The organism is Thermosipho japonicus (genome assembly GCF_014201655.1).
Classification (GTDB): domain Bacteria; phylum Thermotogota; class Thermotogae; order Thermotogales; family Fervidobacteriaceae; genus Thermosipho; species Thermosipho japonicus.
On sequence record NZ_JACHEX010000002.1, the window covers coordinates 348,001 to 367,260 of the forward strand.

Annotated in this window: 16 protein-coding genes; 7 read left to right on the forward strand and 9 right to left on the reverse strand. The window is 28.6% G+C overall.

The features are described from left to right. Positions 1–11: 11 nt before the first annotated feature. Entirely contained in the window at positions 12–491 is a 480-nt protein-coding gene (locus HNP65_RS05615) for a shikimate kinase (RefSeq protein WP_184619318.1), read from the forward strand. Between the two features lie 135 nt (positions 492–626). Then, positions 627–905: an HU family DNA-binding protein gene (locus HNP65_RS05620; protein WP_004104645.1), complete on the forward strand. Its 279-nt coding sequence runs from the start codon at positions 627–629 to the stop codon at positions 903–905. Positions 906–937: 32 nt separating this feature from the next. Here the strand turns inward: HNP65_RS05620 and HNP65_RS05625 are convergent, their stop codons facing one another. From HNP65_RS05625 to HNP65_RS05650, 6 genes are all read right to left on the reverse strand, one after another. Next, positions 938–1,792 carry a DegV family protein gene (locus tag HNP65_RS05625; RefSeq protein ID WP_184619319.1) on the reverse strand — a complete coding sequence of 285 codons (855 nt, stop codon included), beginning with the start codon at positions 1,790–1,792 and terminating at the stop codon, positions 938–940. Between the two features lie 23 nt (positions 1,793–1,815). Continuing rightward, complete coding sequence (locus tag HNP65_RS05630; protein ID WP_184619320.1) at positions 1,816–2,367, reverse strand: hypothetical protein; 552 nt, start codon at positions 2,365–2,367, stop codon at positions 1,816–1,818. 109 nt (positions 2,368–2,476) lie between these two features. Then, complete coding sequence (locus HNP65_RS05635; RefSeq protein ID WP_184619321.1) at positions 2,477–5,479, reverse strand: PD-(D/E)XK nuclease family protein; 3,003 nt, start codon at positions 5,477–5,479, stop codon at positions 2,477–2,479. Then, on the reverse strand, positions 5,476–8,601 hold the full coding sequence (locus tag HNP65_RS05640; RefSeq protein ID WP_184619322.1) for a UvrD-helicase domain-containing protein: 3,126 nt from the start codon (positions 8,599–8,601) through the stop codon (positions 5,476–5,478). The genes HNP65_RS05635 and HNP65_RS05640 overlap by 4 nt, the downstream gene beginning before the upstream one ends. A gap of 10 nt (positions 8,602–8,611) precedes the next feature. Beyond that, positions 8,612–9,586: a UDP-glucose 4-epimerase GalE gene (gene galE / locus HNP65_RS05645; protein WP_184619323.1), complete on the reverse strand. Its 975-nt coding sequence runs from the start codon at positions 9,584–9,586 to the stop codon at positions 8,612–8,614. Beyond that, positions 9,583–10,326, reverse strand: a complete 744-nt coding sequence (locus HNP65_RS05650) for a pseudouridine synthase (protein WP_184619324.1) — start codon at positions 10,324–10,326, stop codon at positions 9,583–9,585. Before HNP65_RS05650 ends, galE begins: the two co-directional genes overlap by 4 nt. Before the next feature lie 71 nt (positions 10,327–10,397). Between HNP65_RS05650 and HNP65_RS05655 the strand changes: the two genes are divergently transcribed. After that, entirely contained in the window at positions 10,398–11,510 is a 1,113-nt protein-coding gene (locus HNP65_RS05655) for a DUF445 domain-containing protein (RefSeq protein WP_184619325.1), read from the forward strand. Positions 11,511–11,536: 26 nt separating this feature from the next. Here the strand turns inward: HNP65_RS05655 and HNP65_RS05660 are convergent, their stop codons facing one another. The 3 genes from HNP65_RS05660 to HNP65_RS05670 all read right to left on the reverse strand — a co-directional run bounded on the left by HNP65_RS05660 (position 11,537) and on the right by HNP65_RS05670 (position 14,780). Then, entirely contained in the window at positions 11,537–11,806 is a 270-nt protein-coding gene (locus HNP65_RS05660) for a CPF_0552 family protein (RefSeq protein WP_184619326.1), read from the reverse strand. A 79-nt stretch (positions 11,807–11,885) separates the two neighbouring features. Then, the gene (gene bcp / locus HNP65_RS05665; protein ID WP_184619327.1) at positions 11,886–12,338 is read right to left on the reverse strand and encodes a thioredoxin-dependent thiol peroxidase; all 453 of its coding nucleotides are present in this window, start codon (positions 12,336–12,338) and stop codon (positions 11,886–11,888) included. A gap of 75 nt (positions 12,339–12,413) precedes the next feature. Next, complete coding sequence (locus tag HNP65_RS05670; RefSeq protein ID WP_184619328.1) at positions 12,414–14,780, reverse strand: ATP-dependent Clp protease ATP-binding subunit; 2,367 nt, start codon at positions 14,778–14,780, stop codon at positions 12,414–12,416. Positions 14,781–14,975: 195 nt separating this feature from the next. On the opposite strand from HNP65_RS05670, the gene HNP65_RS05675 reads away from it, so the two are divergent. The 4 genes from HNP65_RS05675 to HNP65_RS05690 all read left to right on the forward strand — a co-directional run bounded on the left by HNP65_RS05675 (position 14,976) and on the right by HNP65_RS05690 (position 19,259). Then, positions 14,976–16,391, forward strand: coding sequence for a sensor domain-containing diguanylate cyclase (locus HNP65_RS05675; protein ID WP_184619329.1), 1,416 nt, complete (start codon positions 14,976–14,978; stop codon positions 16,389–16,391). Between the two features lie 823 nt (positions 16,392–17,214). After that, the gene (locus tag HNP65_RS05680) at positions 17,215–17,691 is read left to right on the forward strand and encodes a ferritin family protein (RefSeq protein ID WP_184619330.1); all 477 of its coding nucleotides are present in this window, start codon (positions 17,215–17,217) and stop codon (positions 17,689–17,691) included. Positions 17,692–17,769: 78 nt separating this feature from the next. Further along, complete coding sequence (locus tag HNP65_RS05685) at positions 17,770–18,660, forward strand: RnfABCDGE type electron transport complex subunit D (RefSeq protein ID WP_184619331.1); 891 nt, start codon at positions 17,770–17,772, stop codon at positions 18,658–18,660. Beyond that, complete coding sequence (locus tag HNP65_RS05690; protein ID WP_184619332.1) at positions 18,657–19,259, forward strand: FMN-binding protein; 603 nt, start codon at positions 18,657–18,659, stop codon at positions 19,257–19,259. The genes HNP65_RS05685 and HNP65_RS05690 overlap by 4 nt, the downstream gene beginning before the upstream one ends. The last annotated feature ends 1 nt before the right edge of the window (position 19,260 follow it).

Consider the following 19,260-nt stretch of genomic DNA (forward strand, 5'->3'; position numbering starts at 1 on the left):
GGGGGATTTAATTGCCTTTGTATATAGTTGGACTCCCAGGAAGCGGCAAATCGGCTGTGGGAAGAATTTTAAAAGAAGATTTTGGATATGATGTAGTTGACTTTGATGAAATATTAAAAATAGAAACAGGAAAATCTTTCAACGATGTAATTAAAAACAATGGCTTTCAAACAATAAAATCATTCGAAGGAAAATTTTTAAAACGTTTTAAAAAATTTGAAGAGAAAATTGTAGTTACTCTTGGAACTATTTCAAACCTTGGTCTTTTTAACGGAAAAATAATATACATTAAAATTCCAAAAGAAAAATTTGTTAAAAGATTAAAAAAGGTAAATAAAAAATACAGTGATAAAGAACTTGATAACGTCTTTGAAGAGATGCATTCTATATTTTCACAAAAGGCAGATTTAGTAATTTCTTCCGAGAACAAGACAAAATTCGATATTTCAAAGATTATTGACGATTTTTACAGAAAGAACTACAAAAAATGATTATTTCGTGTTATTTTTCATTTTTTTGCTATAATGTTTCACAAAGCCTTATAAATAAACTATTTGCAATTGATACATCAAAAATGATATATTATTATCGTACTTATCATCATTAACCAAGAGGAGGGAAAAGGTATGAGTAAAAAGGAACTTGTTAACATGATCGCTGAAAAGATTCCTGAATTAAAGAAAAAAGACATCAAAGCAGTTGTTGATGCAGTATTCGAATCAATTTCTGATGCATTAGCAAAAGGTGAAAAAGTTCAACTTATCGGATTTGGAACATTTGAAGTAAGAAAAGCAGAAGAAAGAACAGGTGTCAACCCAAGAACAAGAGAAAAAATTAAAATCCCTGCAAGAAAAGTTCCAAAATTCAAACCTGGAAAAGAATTAAAAGAAAAAGTAAACAAATAATGAAAAAAGGTGCCCCAAGAAGGGCACCTTTTTTAATCTAGTATTAAAGCTGCAATCCCAACCAAATCAGGCCCCGTATGAGCTGAAAGCACTGTTGAAACGTCAGATTCAAAAGCTCTAACACAATTTTCGATGTTTTTAATTTTTTCAAGTAAACTTTCTTTTACTCGCCTTACACTTTCACTATTACCAGTTGTAGCAACTATCGAAATAAATTTTTTGTTTGAAACAAATTTTAAAAATTCTTCGTACATTGCATTAATAGACTTTTTGAAACCATGAGCCTTTGTAACCGTATAATATTCTCCTTCTTTATTTACAGATATAACTGGCTTCATTTTTAAAAACTCTCCAAGCATTGCTCTTACTTTACCTATTCGCCCACCTCTTGCAAGATATTTAAGAGTTGGAATAACATAAAAAACTTTTGATTTTTCAATATCTTCTTTTGATTTTTCTACAACCTCATCAAATGAGCTACCAGATTTTATGTATTCAATGCATCTTCTCACAATAAGGCTAGAACCTACAGAAATATTAAGTGTATCTATGTTTACTATTTTTACATCATTAAATTTTTCCATTAGCTCTTGGCTAATCAATCTAAAAAGATTAAATGTACCACTTAAATTGCTAGAAATGTTAAAAGTTATTATTTTTTTATATCCTTCTTTTATAAAATCAAGCATAGCTTGTCTTATAGATTCTGGATTAGGAAGTGAAGTTTTTACTTCTCCATCTAAGTTCTCAAACAAATATTCTTCATCAATTTCTCCATCGCTATATTCTTTTCCATTTACAAATATTCTTAATGGAACCACTTTTAAGGTATAATCAACATTTCCCACATCACATCCAGAATCAACTACAATCCCTATTTTTTCCATAAAATTCACCAACTTTCTATTTTTCATACATTAGAAAAAGATTCATACACAACCGATGAAATCGCCCTATGATACTTATAGCTCACATTACAACCTTTAATAATCTTTCCTTTAATAACATTTACTATCCTAAACTCTGATTGATCAGGTGGAAGATTACTATTTAATATATCATTCCCCAGCCTATGAAAATGTTTTAAAGTCTTTTCATTCCATTCTCTCATATCAGGTAGTATGTAATAATAAAAGACTTTATTTCTATGTTTTACATGAAAATGAGTATTCAAGTATATCCTTACCTTTCTATTACCAATATCAAATGTTTTATAAAATACTCTTTTTGTCGGATTTATAAAATTAAAAAATTTCGTTTTGCAAATAATTTTTTTAAAAATTTCAAATAAGTCCTCAAATTCTTCATCAAGAATGTATCTTGCAAGTTCCTCATCTTTTGTTGTAAGATAAATGTTTATCACGTCAAAAAAGTTCTTATATTGCTCTTCATACTTAAATTCAATAGGTTTGAGCCTTGTAATAATTCTTGCAACATTTTCCGCACATAAAAGTTCTTCCATTTATACCCCCCCTATTATATGTAACTGTTACATTAAATTATAACAACAAAAAGCAAAAACAACAATGATTTAATTTTTTTGTACCTTTTTGTTAACAAGAAAGAAAAAATTACTTGACTAATTTTATATCTTTATATACTTCAAATCCTCCACAAATCTCGGAATATTCGCACTTATGATTCCTCCCTATACATGTTTTTTCTTTACCTTTAGCAACTTCAAAATTATTCTTTACTAAATAATTTAAAAATGGTTCAAATTTTCTTTCTACAAAAATTGGTTTAAACTCGCCTGAAAGAATCTCATCCAATATACTTTCCATCCACTCTTTAAAAAAGCTATAGTCTACTTTATCAAAGCCAAGCGCCTTACCTTTTCTTTTAACATACAAACTATTACCCTCTCTCTTTAAAAAGTAAGATTTTTTATCTTCTATTCCTAAAAATATTAGATAAGTATCAAAATCTTCTTCGTTTTTTTCTCTTATTACATAATCATACAATAGCAATTGTTCAACTAATTTAGAATTACTAGCTTTAGTTTTATAATCAACTATCGCATAAGCTTTTTTGTCAATTTTTCCCATATTATCAGTAACTTCAGCGATTTTTTTACCAACAAAATTTGTATAATTATTATCAAGTTCATCTATTCTATCAATCCTTGCTTCAAATTCTACATTTCTATTAAACAAACTATTGACCTTAAACACCTCTTCCAAAGACTTTGGCACTTTAATTTCTAAAAATTCTCTTCCAATCTTTAGATAACTTTCGCTGAAGAGTTTTTCGATAAATTCTTCCAATTTTTTAGTAAATTCTTCTACCTTTATTTCTCTGGGGATTTTATACCTATCAAATTCTTCTTTATAAATTTCATCATATGCCTCTTCTACATAATTTTTTATCCTTTCTTTATTATATGAAATTTCTTTTTCAAAGTAATTTTTCAGCACCCTATGATACAATATTCCTTTATAAAGACTCGATTTATCTTGGTTATAATACCTTATACCAGCAACATGTTTAAAATAATAATATAATGGACAACTTACATAATCTGAAATTCTACTATGACTTAACCTTTTTACCTCCACATCACTTTTAAATTCTTCGTTTAATATCAATTTATTTTCCCCAAAATATGCCTCATATATCCTTTTATCTTCTTCAGAAAAGATCATCTCTGGATCAAGCAAAATATAGCTTTCATCACTTTCTTCTTTAATTTTTCCAAACTCTGCTGCGTATATAGATGGAACAACAGGATCACCTGAGAGTGTAGCTTTAGGATACGAAATATAGTTATGTGAAGAAAATATAAGTGAAAGTACAAAATTTCGCCTTTCTACTTCTTCATTAAAAGATTTCAACTTGTTTGGATCTGAAAGTGTTTGCAAGATAAGTGGATTAACATTAAAGCTAGGATAAACACCATCCACCGCATTTACAAAGAATTTGTATTCTTTTTCCACAAATCGTGCAATTTGAACATCCACTATATCAACTGCATTTTCTTTTCTTGGAGAAAGTCTGTAATTTTCAGCATTTACAATACTTGTTAAAATCTTAAACATATTCCTCCAAGAGGTTTTTCCCATGTTATACTGCAAGAGGTTATCTATAACTTCAGAAAATTTGTACAGGGCACTAATTTCCTCTTGAATTATGTTTATATATTCATCGTTATTAAAAATCTCAAACTTATCTAAGAATTTTTCTTTAATAAATTTTTTAAGAAAGACAAAAAAATCATCCTTTATATTTTTATCTATCTCTTCAAACAAACCAAATACATTTTCCAATACCTTTGAAAACTTTAAATACTCTTCTTTCTTTTCTTCTACTTGCTGCATTACATCTTCATCTTCAACATTTTCTAGTTCTTTAATTCTTTCATTTATTTTTTCTATTATACTTTTTGAAAAATCTCCTTCTTCAATAGAAAATTCCTTAAACAATGATTCAATTTGATCCATCGTAAGCCCTAATGTATCTATAAAAGGTGTTTCTAAAGTTGCAAAGATATTTTCTAAATCATACCCAAAATATTTTGTCTTAAAAGGTTGAAGAATCATCTTAACTACTTTACTCTCTGAAAGTTTTACACTCATTGAAAGATTAAACGGAACTTTCATTTCATCTAATTTTTCTGCAATTTGTTTTGCTATTTGAATATTAGGAGCAACTATAGCAATATCGGAAGGATTTACCCCAGAAAGGATCAGTTTTTTCACTTTTCCACTAACATTAACAATTTCACTTATAACATTCTTGTATCCAATAATTACTGTTTTCTCCTTTAAATTTAATTTTTCTGTTTTTGACTCTTCAATCTCAAATCCACTTTCGACTAAAAATTCATATATCATATCAAGTTGACTAAAAGCTCTATCATCTATCTTTCTCCATACATAAAAATAAACATCTTCAAAATGATTAAACATTTCTTTTAAAACCTGTCTCAAAATAGGTGTTATATCAAAAAAGCCACTTACAACAAGTGTTTTTCTCTTTGATTCAACATACTTTGCATTTTCAACGTACCATTTATATGAAGTAATTGAGTCATATACTATCTCACTCTTTTGAAGTGTTAAACTTATGTCCTTTAACAACTCATTAATAAGCCTTGAAACGTTACTTTCATTATTTAAAAGTTCACTAATTTCCATATAATAGGGCGGTAATTTTTCAAAACTTGAGTTTCGCATTTCCCATGCCTTTTCAAACAAATCAAGAATGTATTCTAAAATTCCCTTTGACTTTGAAACAATTTTTATAAACTCTCTGTAACTATCATCATCAATGGCTGAATTTTCATACTCTTCTATCTTCTGTGCTATAAAAGCCTTAAAAAAATCCCTATCAAAGAATACCGCGTCTATATTATTTCTAAGAAGAGTTTCTACAACGTACTGATTTATAACCCTAAAAGCATCTCTGTTAATTGCCTTACCAAATTTCTGAGAAAATTTATCTGATATCTGTCTAACATAATATCCGGTGGGACCAATGAACAAAAATGAAAATGGATCATAATAATTTAGCATTTCATTAGCCATATAATCAAAATGACCTTTATCTATATCGACAACTATGGCCTTTTTCATGCTTTCACCTTCTTGCAAGATTCAAAATTTTCAATTGCAGCTTTTATTTTTTCTTCAAAATTTTCTTCTAAGATAACTTCTATAAATTCTCCTGTTTTTGTAGAAATAATATATCCCTTTTCTGGAACACCAAAATCTTTTAAAAGATACATATAAAACTTTATTTGAAATTTGTATTTTTCAATATTTTTTGAGTTTTTAAAGTCAACATTCTTAAAATCAAGAACATATATCTTATTAGCTTTAAATAAGACCTTATCAGGAATTCCAAAAAGCATGTATCTTCTATCATTTACAAAAAATGGCTTTACAATTCTCCACTCAGATATAATATTTGCTCCCTCAAAAAGTGATTCCAACTTATCTGAAATTTTCACTTTTAAAATCTTTTCCTCTTCAAGGTATCTTAATTGAGAAATAGTATTTACAGAAGAAAGTTTTCTGTGTATATCTGAACCTTCAGAAGTTTTTTCATCAAATAAAAGTAAAATATCTTCTTCTTTCGCCTCTTTCTCATTTCCAAGATATCCATACAAAGTAGTCGGTGAAATATAAGATTTATACGACAGTCCGTTTAAATCTTTAAGATGCAATTGTGGTATATCCTTCTTTTCAAATACTTGCTTTGTACTTTCTTCATCAAATTTTATATCTTTTTCAACGTCAATTTCTACTTCCTCAAAATCACCAATTAACCCCTTTAATTCTTCTTTTTCCTGATCTGAAAGTTTCAGATAATTTGCCAAGGTATCATCTTTAGAATCCTTAAATATAATTGGTATAAACATTTCAGAGGCTCTTGTAATAGCAACATACAGCTTTCTCCTATCTTCTGTTTTGTCGTATACTCCATCTTTGTAAAATTCCTTTATCGCCTCAAATATTCTTTCATCATCCTTTGTTTCTTTCTTTAAATCATCAAAAAATTTTCTTAAAATGTAATATGTCGTTTCTCTTTCCTTTGAAAACATTACATTTCTATTAGATTTTGTCTCTTCTGAATAAAGATCTCCTAAAATCACTATCTTAAATTCAAGACCCTTTGATGCATGTATTGTCATAAGTTTTACACTATCTGAATTTTCATCTTCCGTTGCTGCTTCAGATTCATTCTCCATAGAAAGTTTTTCAATTAACTTTACAAGTTGTGAAAAAGATTCTGCCATCTGATCAATTGCAGATGCATCTAAAATAAGCTTTTTTACATTTAATATTGCATTTTGAAAATCTTCAAAATAGACGAGTTTTTCAAAGTAATTTAGCTCTCTTACAAGCCCTTTTAAAACTTCAGCAGGTCTAATAAAGTATTTAAGTTGGGAGTATTTCTCTAGCACTTCAATTGCTTTATTTACTTTTTCATCATCAAATTTAATCTTTTTAGCTGTTTGAAAAAGAGACTCATCTAAAATTCCTTCTTTTTTTAATTGAGTATTTTTTGAAATAACTTTTACATAATCTCCAAACTTTGCAAGAACCAGTGGTGAAAAGAAAAATTGTGTAAAGTAAAAATCATTATTTGGGTTTTGTACAGCATATAAAGCATTTAAAAGCGCCTTTATTTCAAGCCTTTCAAAAAAACCTTTACTTGAAACAACGTGAAGTGGAATATTAAATTTTTTAAAAACATTCTTGTATACCTCTTCTTGATTACTAAGAGTTGACCGAAGAATAACAAAATCTGAATACTTTATCTTTCTCTTTACATAACCATCTTTTTCTTTTACAGTCATAGTTTTACCAACAAGATTTTTTATTATATACGCTGCAACCAATGCTTCCTTTTCTCCTTTTTCTTCTTTCTTTTTACCACCATTATTAACTAGTACATATTTTATTCTTGAATTTTTATCTTTTAAAGCTGGAACCTCCCCATCATATATTCTCATAGGAATTGATTCATCAAATTCTTTGTTATACCAAAGTTTATTGTACAAATCTGGTGAAATAGTCTTAAATACTTCAAATTCATCTACTTCCTCATTTTTAGAATTTTTTATTATAGTCTTGCTAAATATCTTTTTTTCAGATATTAAGTTAAAATATTTTACTAAGACATGGTTAGATCTGAAATTTTCCTTGAGCGCAAGAACTCTTTCTCCACGCTTTTCAAATTCATTTTGAGTTTCTAAAAACACAGAGACATCTGCATTTCTAAACCTATAAATTGATTGTTTTCTATCTCCAACATAGAACAAATAATTATCTTCTCCATGAAGTTTATCAAAAAGCTCTTTTTGTAGATAATTTGTATCCTGAAATTCATCAACAATGATGTACTTAAATTTCTTTTGATATTTTTTTCTCATCTCATCTTGTTCAAGGAAATCCAATGTCTTTTCTAGAACCGCCTTAAAATCAAATTCAAAATTATCTATAGTATATCCTTCATATATTTCTTTCGAAATAAGAAGCATGTACTTAAATACCTCAAGACTTCTTGATTTTATCTTATCAATACTAAATAATTTTTCAGGCACAGAGGCCCTCTTCATTTCAACTCTCCAATGTTTAAGCACATCTTTTAAAGTTTCCATAAATTTGTTAAGATCTTTATATTCATTTACAAACAATTTTCTTATCTCATCTTTGTATTTTTTTAAAGTTTCAAGATAATTTTTTACCTGTTTTTTTCTTTCACTAGGTATATTGCAAGTTATACTAACTTCATCAAAATCAAATAACTGAAATACATATCTTAAAGTTAAAAAAACAGCTCTTTCAATGTATTTTTCCATCTTTGCATTGCTTATTATAGAAAAGCTTGGATCAATCTTTGCATTAATATTTTCTTCTCTTAAAATTCTTTGGCAAAAACTATCTATTGTAGAGATTATGGCTCTTGATAAATTATTTTTCACCTTTGACCAATACTCTTTATTTTTAGACTTTGAAAATTCTTCATTGACAAGTTCCACAATTCTTTCTTTCATTTCAGCTGCTGCTTTTCTTGTAAAAGTAACAACTACAATTTCATCAACTATCTCTGGATAGTTTTCTTTTTCATATTTTTTCAATATTTCTACATAATAATTTGTTATTGTATATGTCTTTCCAGTTCCTGCTGATGCAGATATAAAATAATTCCTATTTATATCCTTTCTAATCTTTTCTAATACAGACATAAATATCGCCTCACTTTTTCCTCAAAATTTTATGCCAATTCCATGCAGTTTGAATAATCTTTTCAAGATCGTATTTTGGTTCCCATCCAAGTATTTTTCTTGCTTTTGTGTTGTCTGCAATAAGGTATGCTGGATCTCCCGGTCTTCTATCAACTTCTTCAACTTTAAAATCTACGTTTGTAACTTCTTTTACTTTTTCAATAACTTCACGGACCGAGAACCCAGAACCACTTCCAAGATTAAAATAATCAGTCTTCTTTTCACTCATTAAATACTCAAGGCCTTTAATGTGTGCATCAGCCAAATCATTTACATGAACAAAATCCCTTATACAAGTTCCATCTTTTGTTTCATAGTCCGTTCCAAAAATTTTTATACTTTCTCTTACAGAAAGTGCAGCATCTAAAATTAAAGGAATCAGGTGAGTTTCTGGCTCATGAGCTTCTCCAATTTCCAATGATTCATCTGCACCTGCTGCGTTAAAATATCTAAACCTTATACTTTTTAAACCGTATGCCCTATCAAAATCATCCAAGATCTGCTCAATCATATATTTACTTTTACCATATGGATTAATTGGCGTTTTTGGATCATCCTCTTTAATCGGTATTCTCTGAGGCATTCCATATACAGCTGCAGTAGAAGAAAAAATAAAATACTTAACATCATGCTTAAGCATTGAATTTAATAAAGTAAGAGTATTTGAAACATTGTTTTGATAATATTTATAAGGATCAACAACAGACTCTCCCACTTCGATATATGCACAAAAATGCATTACCGCATCTATTTTATACGTCTTAAATACAAGGTCCAACAAATTTTCATCTGAAATATCCCCAAGAACAAATTCTCCATACCTTGCAAAACTTTTATGCCCGTGAGAAAGATTATCAATTACTACAACATCATATCCTCTTTCTTTTAACATCTTACACACGTGTGAACCTATGTAGCCGGCTCCACCTGCAACTAGTACCGTCATTTATTTTTCCTCCCCTTTTTTAGCTTTAAAAGTTTTTCTAAATCTTTTCCATTTAATTTCTTTAAATCTCCTTCATTTGGAACAATTGAAATAGATACAGGACCGTGAGATATCCTTTTTAGCTCAAGTACTTTGTGACCTATTGATTTAAAAAGTCTCTTTATCTCATGTTTTTTGCCTTTTATAAGCACCACTTTTATAATAGAATAATCAAAACCTTTTTCTAAAATATCAAAATATTCAAGTCTTAAAAAATCTCCTTCATCGTATATCCCTTTCTTTAACTTCAACAAATCATTAAAATTTACACTACCAGAAACTTTAACTATATATTCTTTTTTTACTCCATACTTTGCATTTGTAAGAATATCTATTAATTTACCATCGTTTGTTAAAATCAAAACTCCCGTCGCGTCTTTATCAAGTCTTCCTGCAGGCTTGATTGGTGTTTTTATATGCTTTATCAATTCTTTAATTGTCTTTTTCTGCTTTGGATCATACAAAGTCGTTGCATAACCTTTTGGCTTATGAAGAACGTAATATTCAAATTTCTGATTTATCTTTAATTTTTTATTATCAAGCATTACAATATCATTATCTTTTACATCAAACCAAGGTTTGTCAACAACTTTTCCATTGACTGTCACTCTACCTGCAATTATATATTGATCCGCCTTTCTCCTTGCAAATCCACACATTTGCAAATACTTTTGTAATTTAATAATTTCATCTCCCTTCAAACACTATTTTATCATTAAAGACTTGAAAAAAATTAAATATACACTAAAATTAATTTGAAAGGAGGAATTATATGATTAAAAAGCTTGCAAAAGATATTTTATTCTGGATCCTACTTTTAACTTACATAGTAAGTTACAATATATACACAAATTTTAATATACCTGCCTTTAAAATAATCGGACTTTTATCCATAGGAGGGCTTGTTGGGTATATAACAAATATTCTTGCAATATGGATGCTTTTTAACCCAAAAAGAAAAGTTTTTGGATTTCAAGGAGTTATTCCCAAAAAAAGGGATGAAATAGCAAATAGCACCTCAAAGATAATAGAAGAAGAGTTTATAAACCCAAAATCATTGCGTGAGTTTATAGAAAAAAACAAAGAAAACTTCGTAAATTCAATAATTGAATTTTTAAACTCAAAAGAACTAGTAATACCACCACTAAAGAATATAACAAACGACAGAGAATTAGAAAAAAAGATAACTAAATTCATTTTTGAAAAAATTGACGAAGAAAAGATCTGGAATTTAATAAAAGAAAAAAGTTTATCTGAACTCAACATTGATATATCAGAGGTTTTAATTAACAACATTAATAATTTTCTAGATGATTCTTCAAAGGAAAAAGTAAAAGAATTTCTAATTTCAAAGATTAAAATTCCAATTATTCCTATAGGCTCTTTTGTTGAACCATTGATTGATAAATTCTTTGATGATGTTAAAAACGACATCCAACAAAAAGGTAAGATCTATAACAATTTAAAGAAAACTATAGAACAAAAGATTATCAATAGAAAAATAGAAGATCTTTTAACATTTGAACAATTTAAAAGCCTTATCACCAACCTAAAAACTAACATCTTTGATGTCACAATTAAAGAAATTTCGATTCTATTAGAAAGAAAAATAGACATAAAAAAACTATTAAACTATCTTGGCCTTGACATAGAAAAATTGTTAATAGATATTTTTACAAAATATGAAAATAGAATAATTAGTCTAATTGAAAAATTCTTTGAAAAAATATCTTTCAAAGAAATAATAAAGGAAAAGATAGAAAGCTATTCATTGGAAGAGATGGAAGAAGTTACACTAAAGCTTGCAAAAAGGGAATTAAGATACGTAGAAATTTTTGGAATACCACTTGGAATGCTTATAAGTATCTTTCAAATAATTTTTTAAGCCTCGGAAAACCCGAGGCTTAAATTTTAGTTAAAACTCAATCTCATTAAATCACATTTTACTCCTGGAATTTGATTTAACTTTTCTTTGAGCTCTTCATGTTTTGATTCATCATCAACAAGTTCTAATATAATTAGTCCTGAATTTGAACAATATTGTGGAACCCCTTCATGTAATCCCAATCTTGTTTTAATATAGCATCCGTATTCTGTTAAAAGTTCTTGAACTTTTGTCGCCGCTTTTTCCCTGTTATCAATTAAAATCGCCATAACAGTTCTTACAGTAATATCTGCCATAAAAACACCCCCTTTTTAGTGTAAAAATTCACAAAATTAACTAAATACACATTATGTTATTTACCATAATATTATACCATTACAAAAGCTCTTTTAAAGTATTTAAAACTTCATTTGCATGATCCTTTACCTTCACATTTCTCCAAGCCTTTACTATATTTCCTTCAGGATCGATCAAAAAGGTACTGCGAATGACTCCAAAATACTCTCTTCCATACATCTTTTTCTTTCCCCAAGCTTGATAGTCCTCAATAACTTTGTGATCTTCATCACTTAAAAGAAGAATAGAAAGAAAATGTTTTTCAACAAATTTTTGATGTGATTTTGGACTATCTTTACTTATACCAATAACAACTGCACCTAATTTTTCAAATTCTTCTTTTAATTGCGAAAAATCTTTTGCCTCTCTTGTACAACCTGAAGTATTATCTTTTGGGTAAAAATACAATACAACCCATTTTCCTTTAAAATCTTCCAAACAATGCATTTTTCCATCTTTGTCAGGAAGACAAAAATTCTTTGCTTTTTCCATACTTTCGCCTCCCAAGCTTATTATATCACTTTCACATGTGAAATAAAAAATGTGGCTCCTACTTGGAGCCACATTCTATTTTGTCAATTCTTTTTCTTTTTCTACAATCAATTTCCCGTTTTCTTCATCAACTAGTACAATATCTCCTTCTGCAATTTCTCCAGCAATTATTTTTACTGAAAGTGGTGTTTCAATTTCTCGCTCTATTAATCTTCTAAGTGGTCTTGCACCAAATGCTGGATCGTAACCTTTTTCTGCTAGATATTCCTTTGCTTTTTCTGTAAGTTTTATCTTTAAATTCTTTTCTTTTAATCTCTTTTCAAGCCTTGCAACTAATTTTTCTACAATTTCTTTCATATGCTCTTTTGTCAATGGCTTGAATATCACTACATGGTCTATTCTATTTATAAACTCTGGTCTAAAGTAGTGTTTTAAATCTTCACGTACAGATTCTTCTATCTTTTCAAAATCAATTCCAGCTTCTACTTTCCTCAATATCTTATCACTTGCAAGGTTACTTGTCATGATTATTATTGTATTTCTAAAATCAACTGTGTTACCTTTACCATCAGTAAGTCTACCATCATCAAAGACTTGTAAGAGTACATTGAATACCTCAGGATGTGCCTTTTCTACTTCATCAAGAAGTATTACACTATATGGTTTTCTCCTAACTGCTTCGGTTAATTGTCCACCTTGATCGTAGCCAACATATCCTGGAGGTGCACCTATAAGTCTTGCAACTGAGTGTTTTTCCATGTATTCACTCATATCAATCCTTATGAGTGCATTTTCAGAGCCAAAGAGTAATTCAGCAATTGTTTTTGCAAGTTCAGTCTTACCAACACCACTTGGCCCTAGGAATAAGAATGTTCCTATTGGCCTATTTGGATCTTTTATGCCGGCTCTTGCCTTTCTTATTGCATCAGCAACTACTTTTACAGCCTCTTCTTGGTCTACCATTCTCTGATGGACTAGCTCTTCAAATTTTAATAATTTTTCTTTTTCAGACTCCATCATCTTTGTAGCTGGAATTCCAGTCCAGGATTCTACAACCTTTGCCACAGTTTCAGGTGTTACTTCTCTTGAACCATATTTTTTCTCGAGTTCTTCGTATTGCTGCTGCATTTTGTACATTTGTTGCTTCATCTCCGCAGCTTCTTTATATTGTGAATTAATCGTAAGTTCATCAATTTTTTCACTCAAAGATTTTATTTTTTCTTTCAAATCAGTCAATTTTGGATCACTATTTCTCAAACTTACTTTTGCAGCTGCCTCATCTATTAAATCTATTGCCTTGTCTGGCATAAATCTGTCCTGGATATACTTTGCAGAAAGCTTTGCAGCAGCTTCAATAGCATCATCTGTTATCTTAATATCATGATGTTTTTCATATGTTTCGCGCAATCCTTTTAGTATCTCTATGGTTTCCTCTACACTTGGTTCTTCAACAAGTACTGGTTGGAATCTTCTTGCAAGAGCCTTGTCTTTTTCAATGTGTTTTCTATATTCTTCAAGTGTAGTTGCACCTATGGCATGAAGTTCTCCTCTTGCAAGTGCCGGTTTAAGCATATTCGATGCATCCATTGCACCTTCTGCTGCACCAGCTCCGACAATGGTGTGTAGCTCATCAATGAATAGAATAACATTATCTTTCATTTTCTTAATCTCTTCCATTACTTTCTTTAAACGCTCTTCAAATTCTCCTCTGTACTTGCTTCCTGCAAGCATTTTTCCTAAATCAAGCATTAAAATTTTCTTATTCTTCAACTTTTCAGGAACTTTACCTTCAACAATTCTTTGAGCAAGGCCTTCAACAATTGCAGTTTTTCCAACACCTGGATCTCCAATAAGAACTGGATTGTTCTTTGTTTTTCTTGAAAGAATTTCAATTACCCTTTCAATTTCTTTTTCCCTTCCAATAACTGGAGAAAGTTTTCCTTCTTTTGCCAATTTTGTTAAATCAGTAGTATATTTTGCTAATACATTTCCTTCACCATCAATTTCTCCAGAGTCTGCTAGCTCTTTGACAGCTTTTAAAACTGCATCATAAGTTACATTGTACTTTGATAATATAGCCGCACTTTGAGTTGATGCATCTTTTAGTAAAGCTAACAAAAAGTGAACTGGTGATACTTTGCTTGAACCTAATAACTTACTTTCCTTCCTTGAAAGTTCAAAAATTCTAGATAGCTCATTTGACATATAAACCCCTGAAGATGAACCATAGTAAACCCCATATTGACTTTCTATTAATTCTTCTAACCTATCTTCGATTTCTTCAGTAGGTACATTTAGCGTTTCAAATATTTTTTGAATGTTTTCATTTTGAAGAATTTCATATAGTACATGCTCGGGTTTTAATAGGTTCTGCCTTCTTTGAGATAAGCGTTCTGCCGCTTGCTGGACTAATTCTTGCATTCTTTCATCTAAATATCTCATATATCTCACCTCCGAAAAATTTTTCTTTTTATCAGTCATATATTTAGACTGATAACTTCTAAATAAGTTCAGATTTTATGTAAATTTTTGATTAATAAAAGATAACAATTAAGGTATATTCTGTGGTATAATACTAATTGAGTAACATATTAAGTTTTTAAATTCACAACTTGTACTCAAAAAGGAGAAAAGATAATGTCAATTTGTATAGTTGTTTTAGTTACGGTCATTGCTTTATTGCTAGTATATATTTTTAGAATTTTAAAATTAATAAAAATCATATACCGTACTGCAAAAAAAAATTCAAACATAATAATCTGGAAAAATTCAAAAATTTTGTATTATGACAAATCACTAATTGAATTGTTTAAAAAGCATGGAATTAATTTAAACGATTTTAAAGATTATTCAAAAGAAAAAATTAATTTCTATATTAAGAACTATCCTTTTATACAAGATTTTTTAGAAAGGCTAAATCAAAATTTTGAAGAAGAATTATTCGAATACGAAACATTATTTTCCTTTCCCAACGAATTTTACAAAATTAAATTTAGAAGAGAAAGACATAAACACAGCACCTATTCAGCACTATTAATTATAAATTTATCTTCTGATATAAATAAATATATAGACGAATTAATAAATTCAATCTATAAAATTCCCGAAGAATTTTTTAAATTAACTACTTCAGATAAATCTACATATGAATTTGTAGATTCTTTCTTTAGGTTTCTTTATCAAAAAAACATAATTGATTCATTAGCTGTAGGAATAAAACAAATTGACGGTTCAATTAATATAATTTATGGAAAAATTGGAAACAAAAAATTTAGAAACTATATTATTAAGGACAAAACTTTAACCTCATATATCATAGATACCGGCAAAAAATTATACGTAAAAAATTCAGAAGAAATAGATTTACCTAAAGCCTACAAATTAATAAAGATAATTGATAAGCCTTACTCAATATATGGAATCCCTTTAAAAATAGAGGATAGTATTTTTGGAGCAGTTCTTTTCGAAAAGGAAGGAATAAACAACTTTACACTAAAAGATATACACCTATTTGAAATTCTTTCATTTTTAATCTCAATCAATCTTAAACTAAAAAAAGAATATGAAATTCTTTATGAAAATAATAAGAAAAATATTGAAAAATCATATTTGGACCCACTAACAAAAGCATACAACAGAAATTATTTATACGAAATTTTGCCAAAAGAAATAAAATCAACAAAAAAAAGAGAAAAAATAACTATTGTTTTCCTTGACTTGGATAATTTCAAATATATAAATGATAAATTTGGACATATTTACGGCGATAAAATTCTCATAAATTTTGTAAAAACAGCCAAAAAAGTTCTAAGGAATAATGATATCATAATAAGGTACGGTGGTGACGAATTTTTGATCTTGCTTTTAGGATCATCCATACAAGATTCTAAAAATATAATAAAAAGAATTAAAAAAATGATTTATAAATCTGAATATATAGTTGATTTTTCATACGGTTTAATGTACTTAGACCCTAAAAAATCTTTGGAAGAAAATATCAAAGTAGTTGATAGAAAAATGTATGAAATGAAAAACCGAAAGAAAAAAATATAATCTTGCACTCAGTGCATATACCAGCATTAATGCAATATTAAACATTCCCAATTTTCCAGATTAACTTTTATTTTTAAAAATTAATTTTTTGTTGGTCTTTACATAACATGTTTAATGGTAATTTTTTGCAACCAAAAATTATTCATCTTTCTCAGCAATGTAGCAATATTGCATTTTTCAATGTTCGTATCAATTTTTCAGAATTTCCTTTTCACAAATTTTTTGTTCGTAAAGATGAACGGTTACCTCTATACAAACTTATCATTCCTTCTTCCTCACATATAATCTGATCTCATATCAATTACTCCTTCTAGTTTTCCAAAAAAATACTTTACTATTTTTTCTCTTGCGATTTTGTTTTAATATACTATCAATTATTTTCATAATAATGGTTATAGTTATTTTACTGAAAATTTTAAAATCTTCAACAAGTTAATTGCAGACATTAGAAAAATTAAAAACAATATGGAAAATCTCCTACTCTTTAAAAAAAGATTCTTTTTTCATCAAAGCAATTTCTTTAATTTCAACATTTTTATTGTAATTTTTTATCCTTCTGGTTAATTATTTCACAATATATATTTTATATTAACTACCTTTAAAAAATAAATTTCTTGTCAGATTTAGCAATTTTCCAAAAGATTAAAATTAAATTTTTTATACATTAATAGCTTTGGCCATCGCTTTTGATCATATTCGCTAAGATACTTTTATAGTTAAAAATAAAAAAAGATTGTAAAAAATTTATCATATCATTTTTTATTTTTAGTTAAAAGATGTATAATAATTATGTAAAACGAAAACAAAAAGGGGGGATTAAATTATGACAATCAATGAACTTTTGGGGGTTGCATTAAAAATTGAAGGTGCAGGCTATTCCTATTACGAAAAACTTTCAAATGTGTCAAGCGGAACTCTAAAGGACTTATTTCTTGAACTTGCAAATGAAGAAAGAGAACATGCAAAGATATTTGAAGAAATTCTATCAAACTTTAAAGATGAAAAAAACTTAAATCTCAACGAAGAAGAAATTGGCTATTTAAAAGCATTTGCAGATGATGTAATATTTCCAAAATTAAATATTGAAAAAATTCCAACAAGTGTAAAAGATGCAATTAAATTTGCAATTGAGGTTGAAAAAGACTCTATAATATTCTATAACGATATTAAAATGCTTGTTCCTGACAATAGCGCAATTGAAAAAGTTATTGAAGAAGAAAAAAAGCACATGAAAAAACTCATTCTTAGATTAAGAGAAGACGATGAATTTGACATTTACAGTGAGGGTAGTAAAATATAAGACTTACAAAATCTTTTAAAAGTCCAGGTTAATGCCTGGACTTTTCTTCTTGAAAAAACACACAAGGAGTGATAGAAAATGGCTCTATTTCAAAAACAGCCAATGATGCGAAGAGTTTTATACGCATTAATTCCAATATATATTTACTCACTTTTTTTCTATGGCGTTAGACTTCTCTGGCTAAGTTTATTTGTTTTTACCTTTGGAATTATTTCTGAATACATCTTTGAAAAAAAGAAAGGAAAAAAAGTTTCAGAAGCAGTCTTAGTAACCTGTATGCTATATACCCTTTCTCTGCCACCACTTACACCATGGTGGATTGCAACAATAGGTATTATATTTGGTATAGTTTTTGCAAAAGAAGCATATGGAGGATTTGGAAGAAACATTTTTAATCCTGCAATCACAGCAAGATTATTTGTCTATATTGCCTTTCCATCATATATGACAAATGGTTGGATGATCCCAAAATTTGGCTCGTTTGGTCTTGATACAACAACATCCGCAACTCCACTTGCACTACTAAAAGAATCACAAATATTAAGTTTAAAAGATCTTTTTTTAGGATTTAGATCAGGATCTCTTGGTGAAAGTGCGATATTTTTAATAATTATTGGAGCAATTTATTTAATTTTTACAAAAACTGCTAGCTGGAAAATAATTGTTTCTACAATTTCAAGTGCATTTATTTTAACCGCTGTTTTTGACATATTTATTCCTTCTGCCCCACCTACCATTTTTGCACTTTTATCGGGAAGCTTATTGTTTGTATCAGTATTCATTGCAACAGATCCAATCACTGCTCCAAAAAATTCAAAGGCACAAGTTATATATGGAATAATTATTGGAGTTTCAATTGTAATTATTAGAACATTTTCACTCTTTGCAGAAGGAACAAGCTTTGCAGTACTTTTAGGTAATACCTTTGCACCATTTTTGGATCACGTAACAAAGAAGGTGAAAAAATGAAAGAAAATAAGATATACACTATAATTTTCACCTTTATTATTTCGTTTGTGTTCGTCTTGATCCTTTCAATCATAAACTCAATAACTTATGACAAAGTACTTGAAAATCAAAACTTTTCAAAAATACGTGCAATATTAAACTCAATGGGAATTGAATATAAAGATGAAAAGGATGCAATTAAAATTTTCAATTCTAAGATCGATCAAATAGAAATAGAAGGATTAAAATTTTATACAACAACTATAAATGGAGAAAAAATATATTCATACATTTTTTCTGGGAGCGGCCTTTGGGGAACAATAACTGGAGTCATTTCAGTTAACGAAAACGTCGATAAAATTATTGGAATAGACATAATTTCACAAAATGAAACACCTGGTCTTGGAGGAAGAATTGAAGAAGATTGGTTCAAAAACCAATTTAAAGAAGAACATGTAAAAGATAAGATTAAAATCAAAGTTTCTGGAGTTTCTACTGACTTTAACAAAGAAAATTCCTCTGTAGATGCTATAACCGGAGCTACACTTACCTCGAGATTTTTTATAAATATCATCAACGATTCACTTGAAAAAATTAGAAACGCTCTAAGGAGTGAGTAGT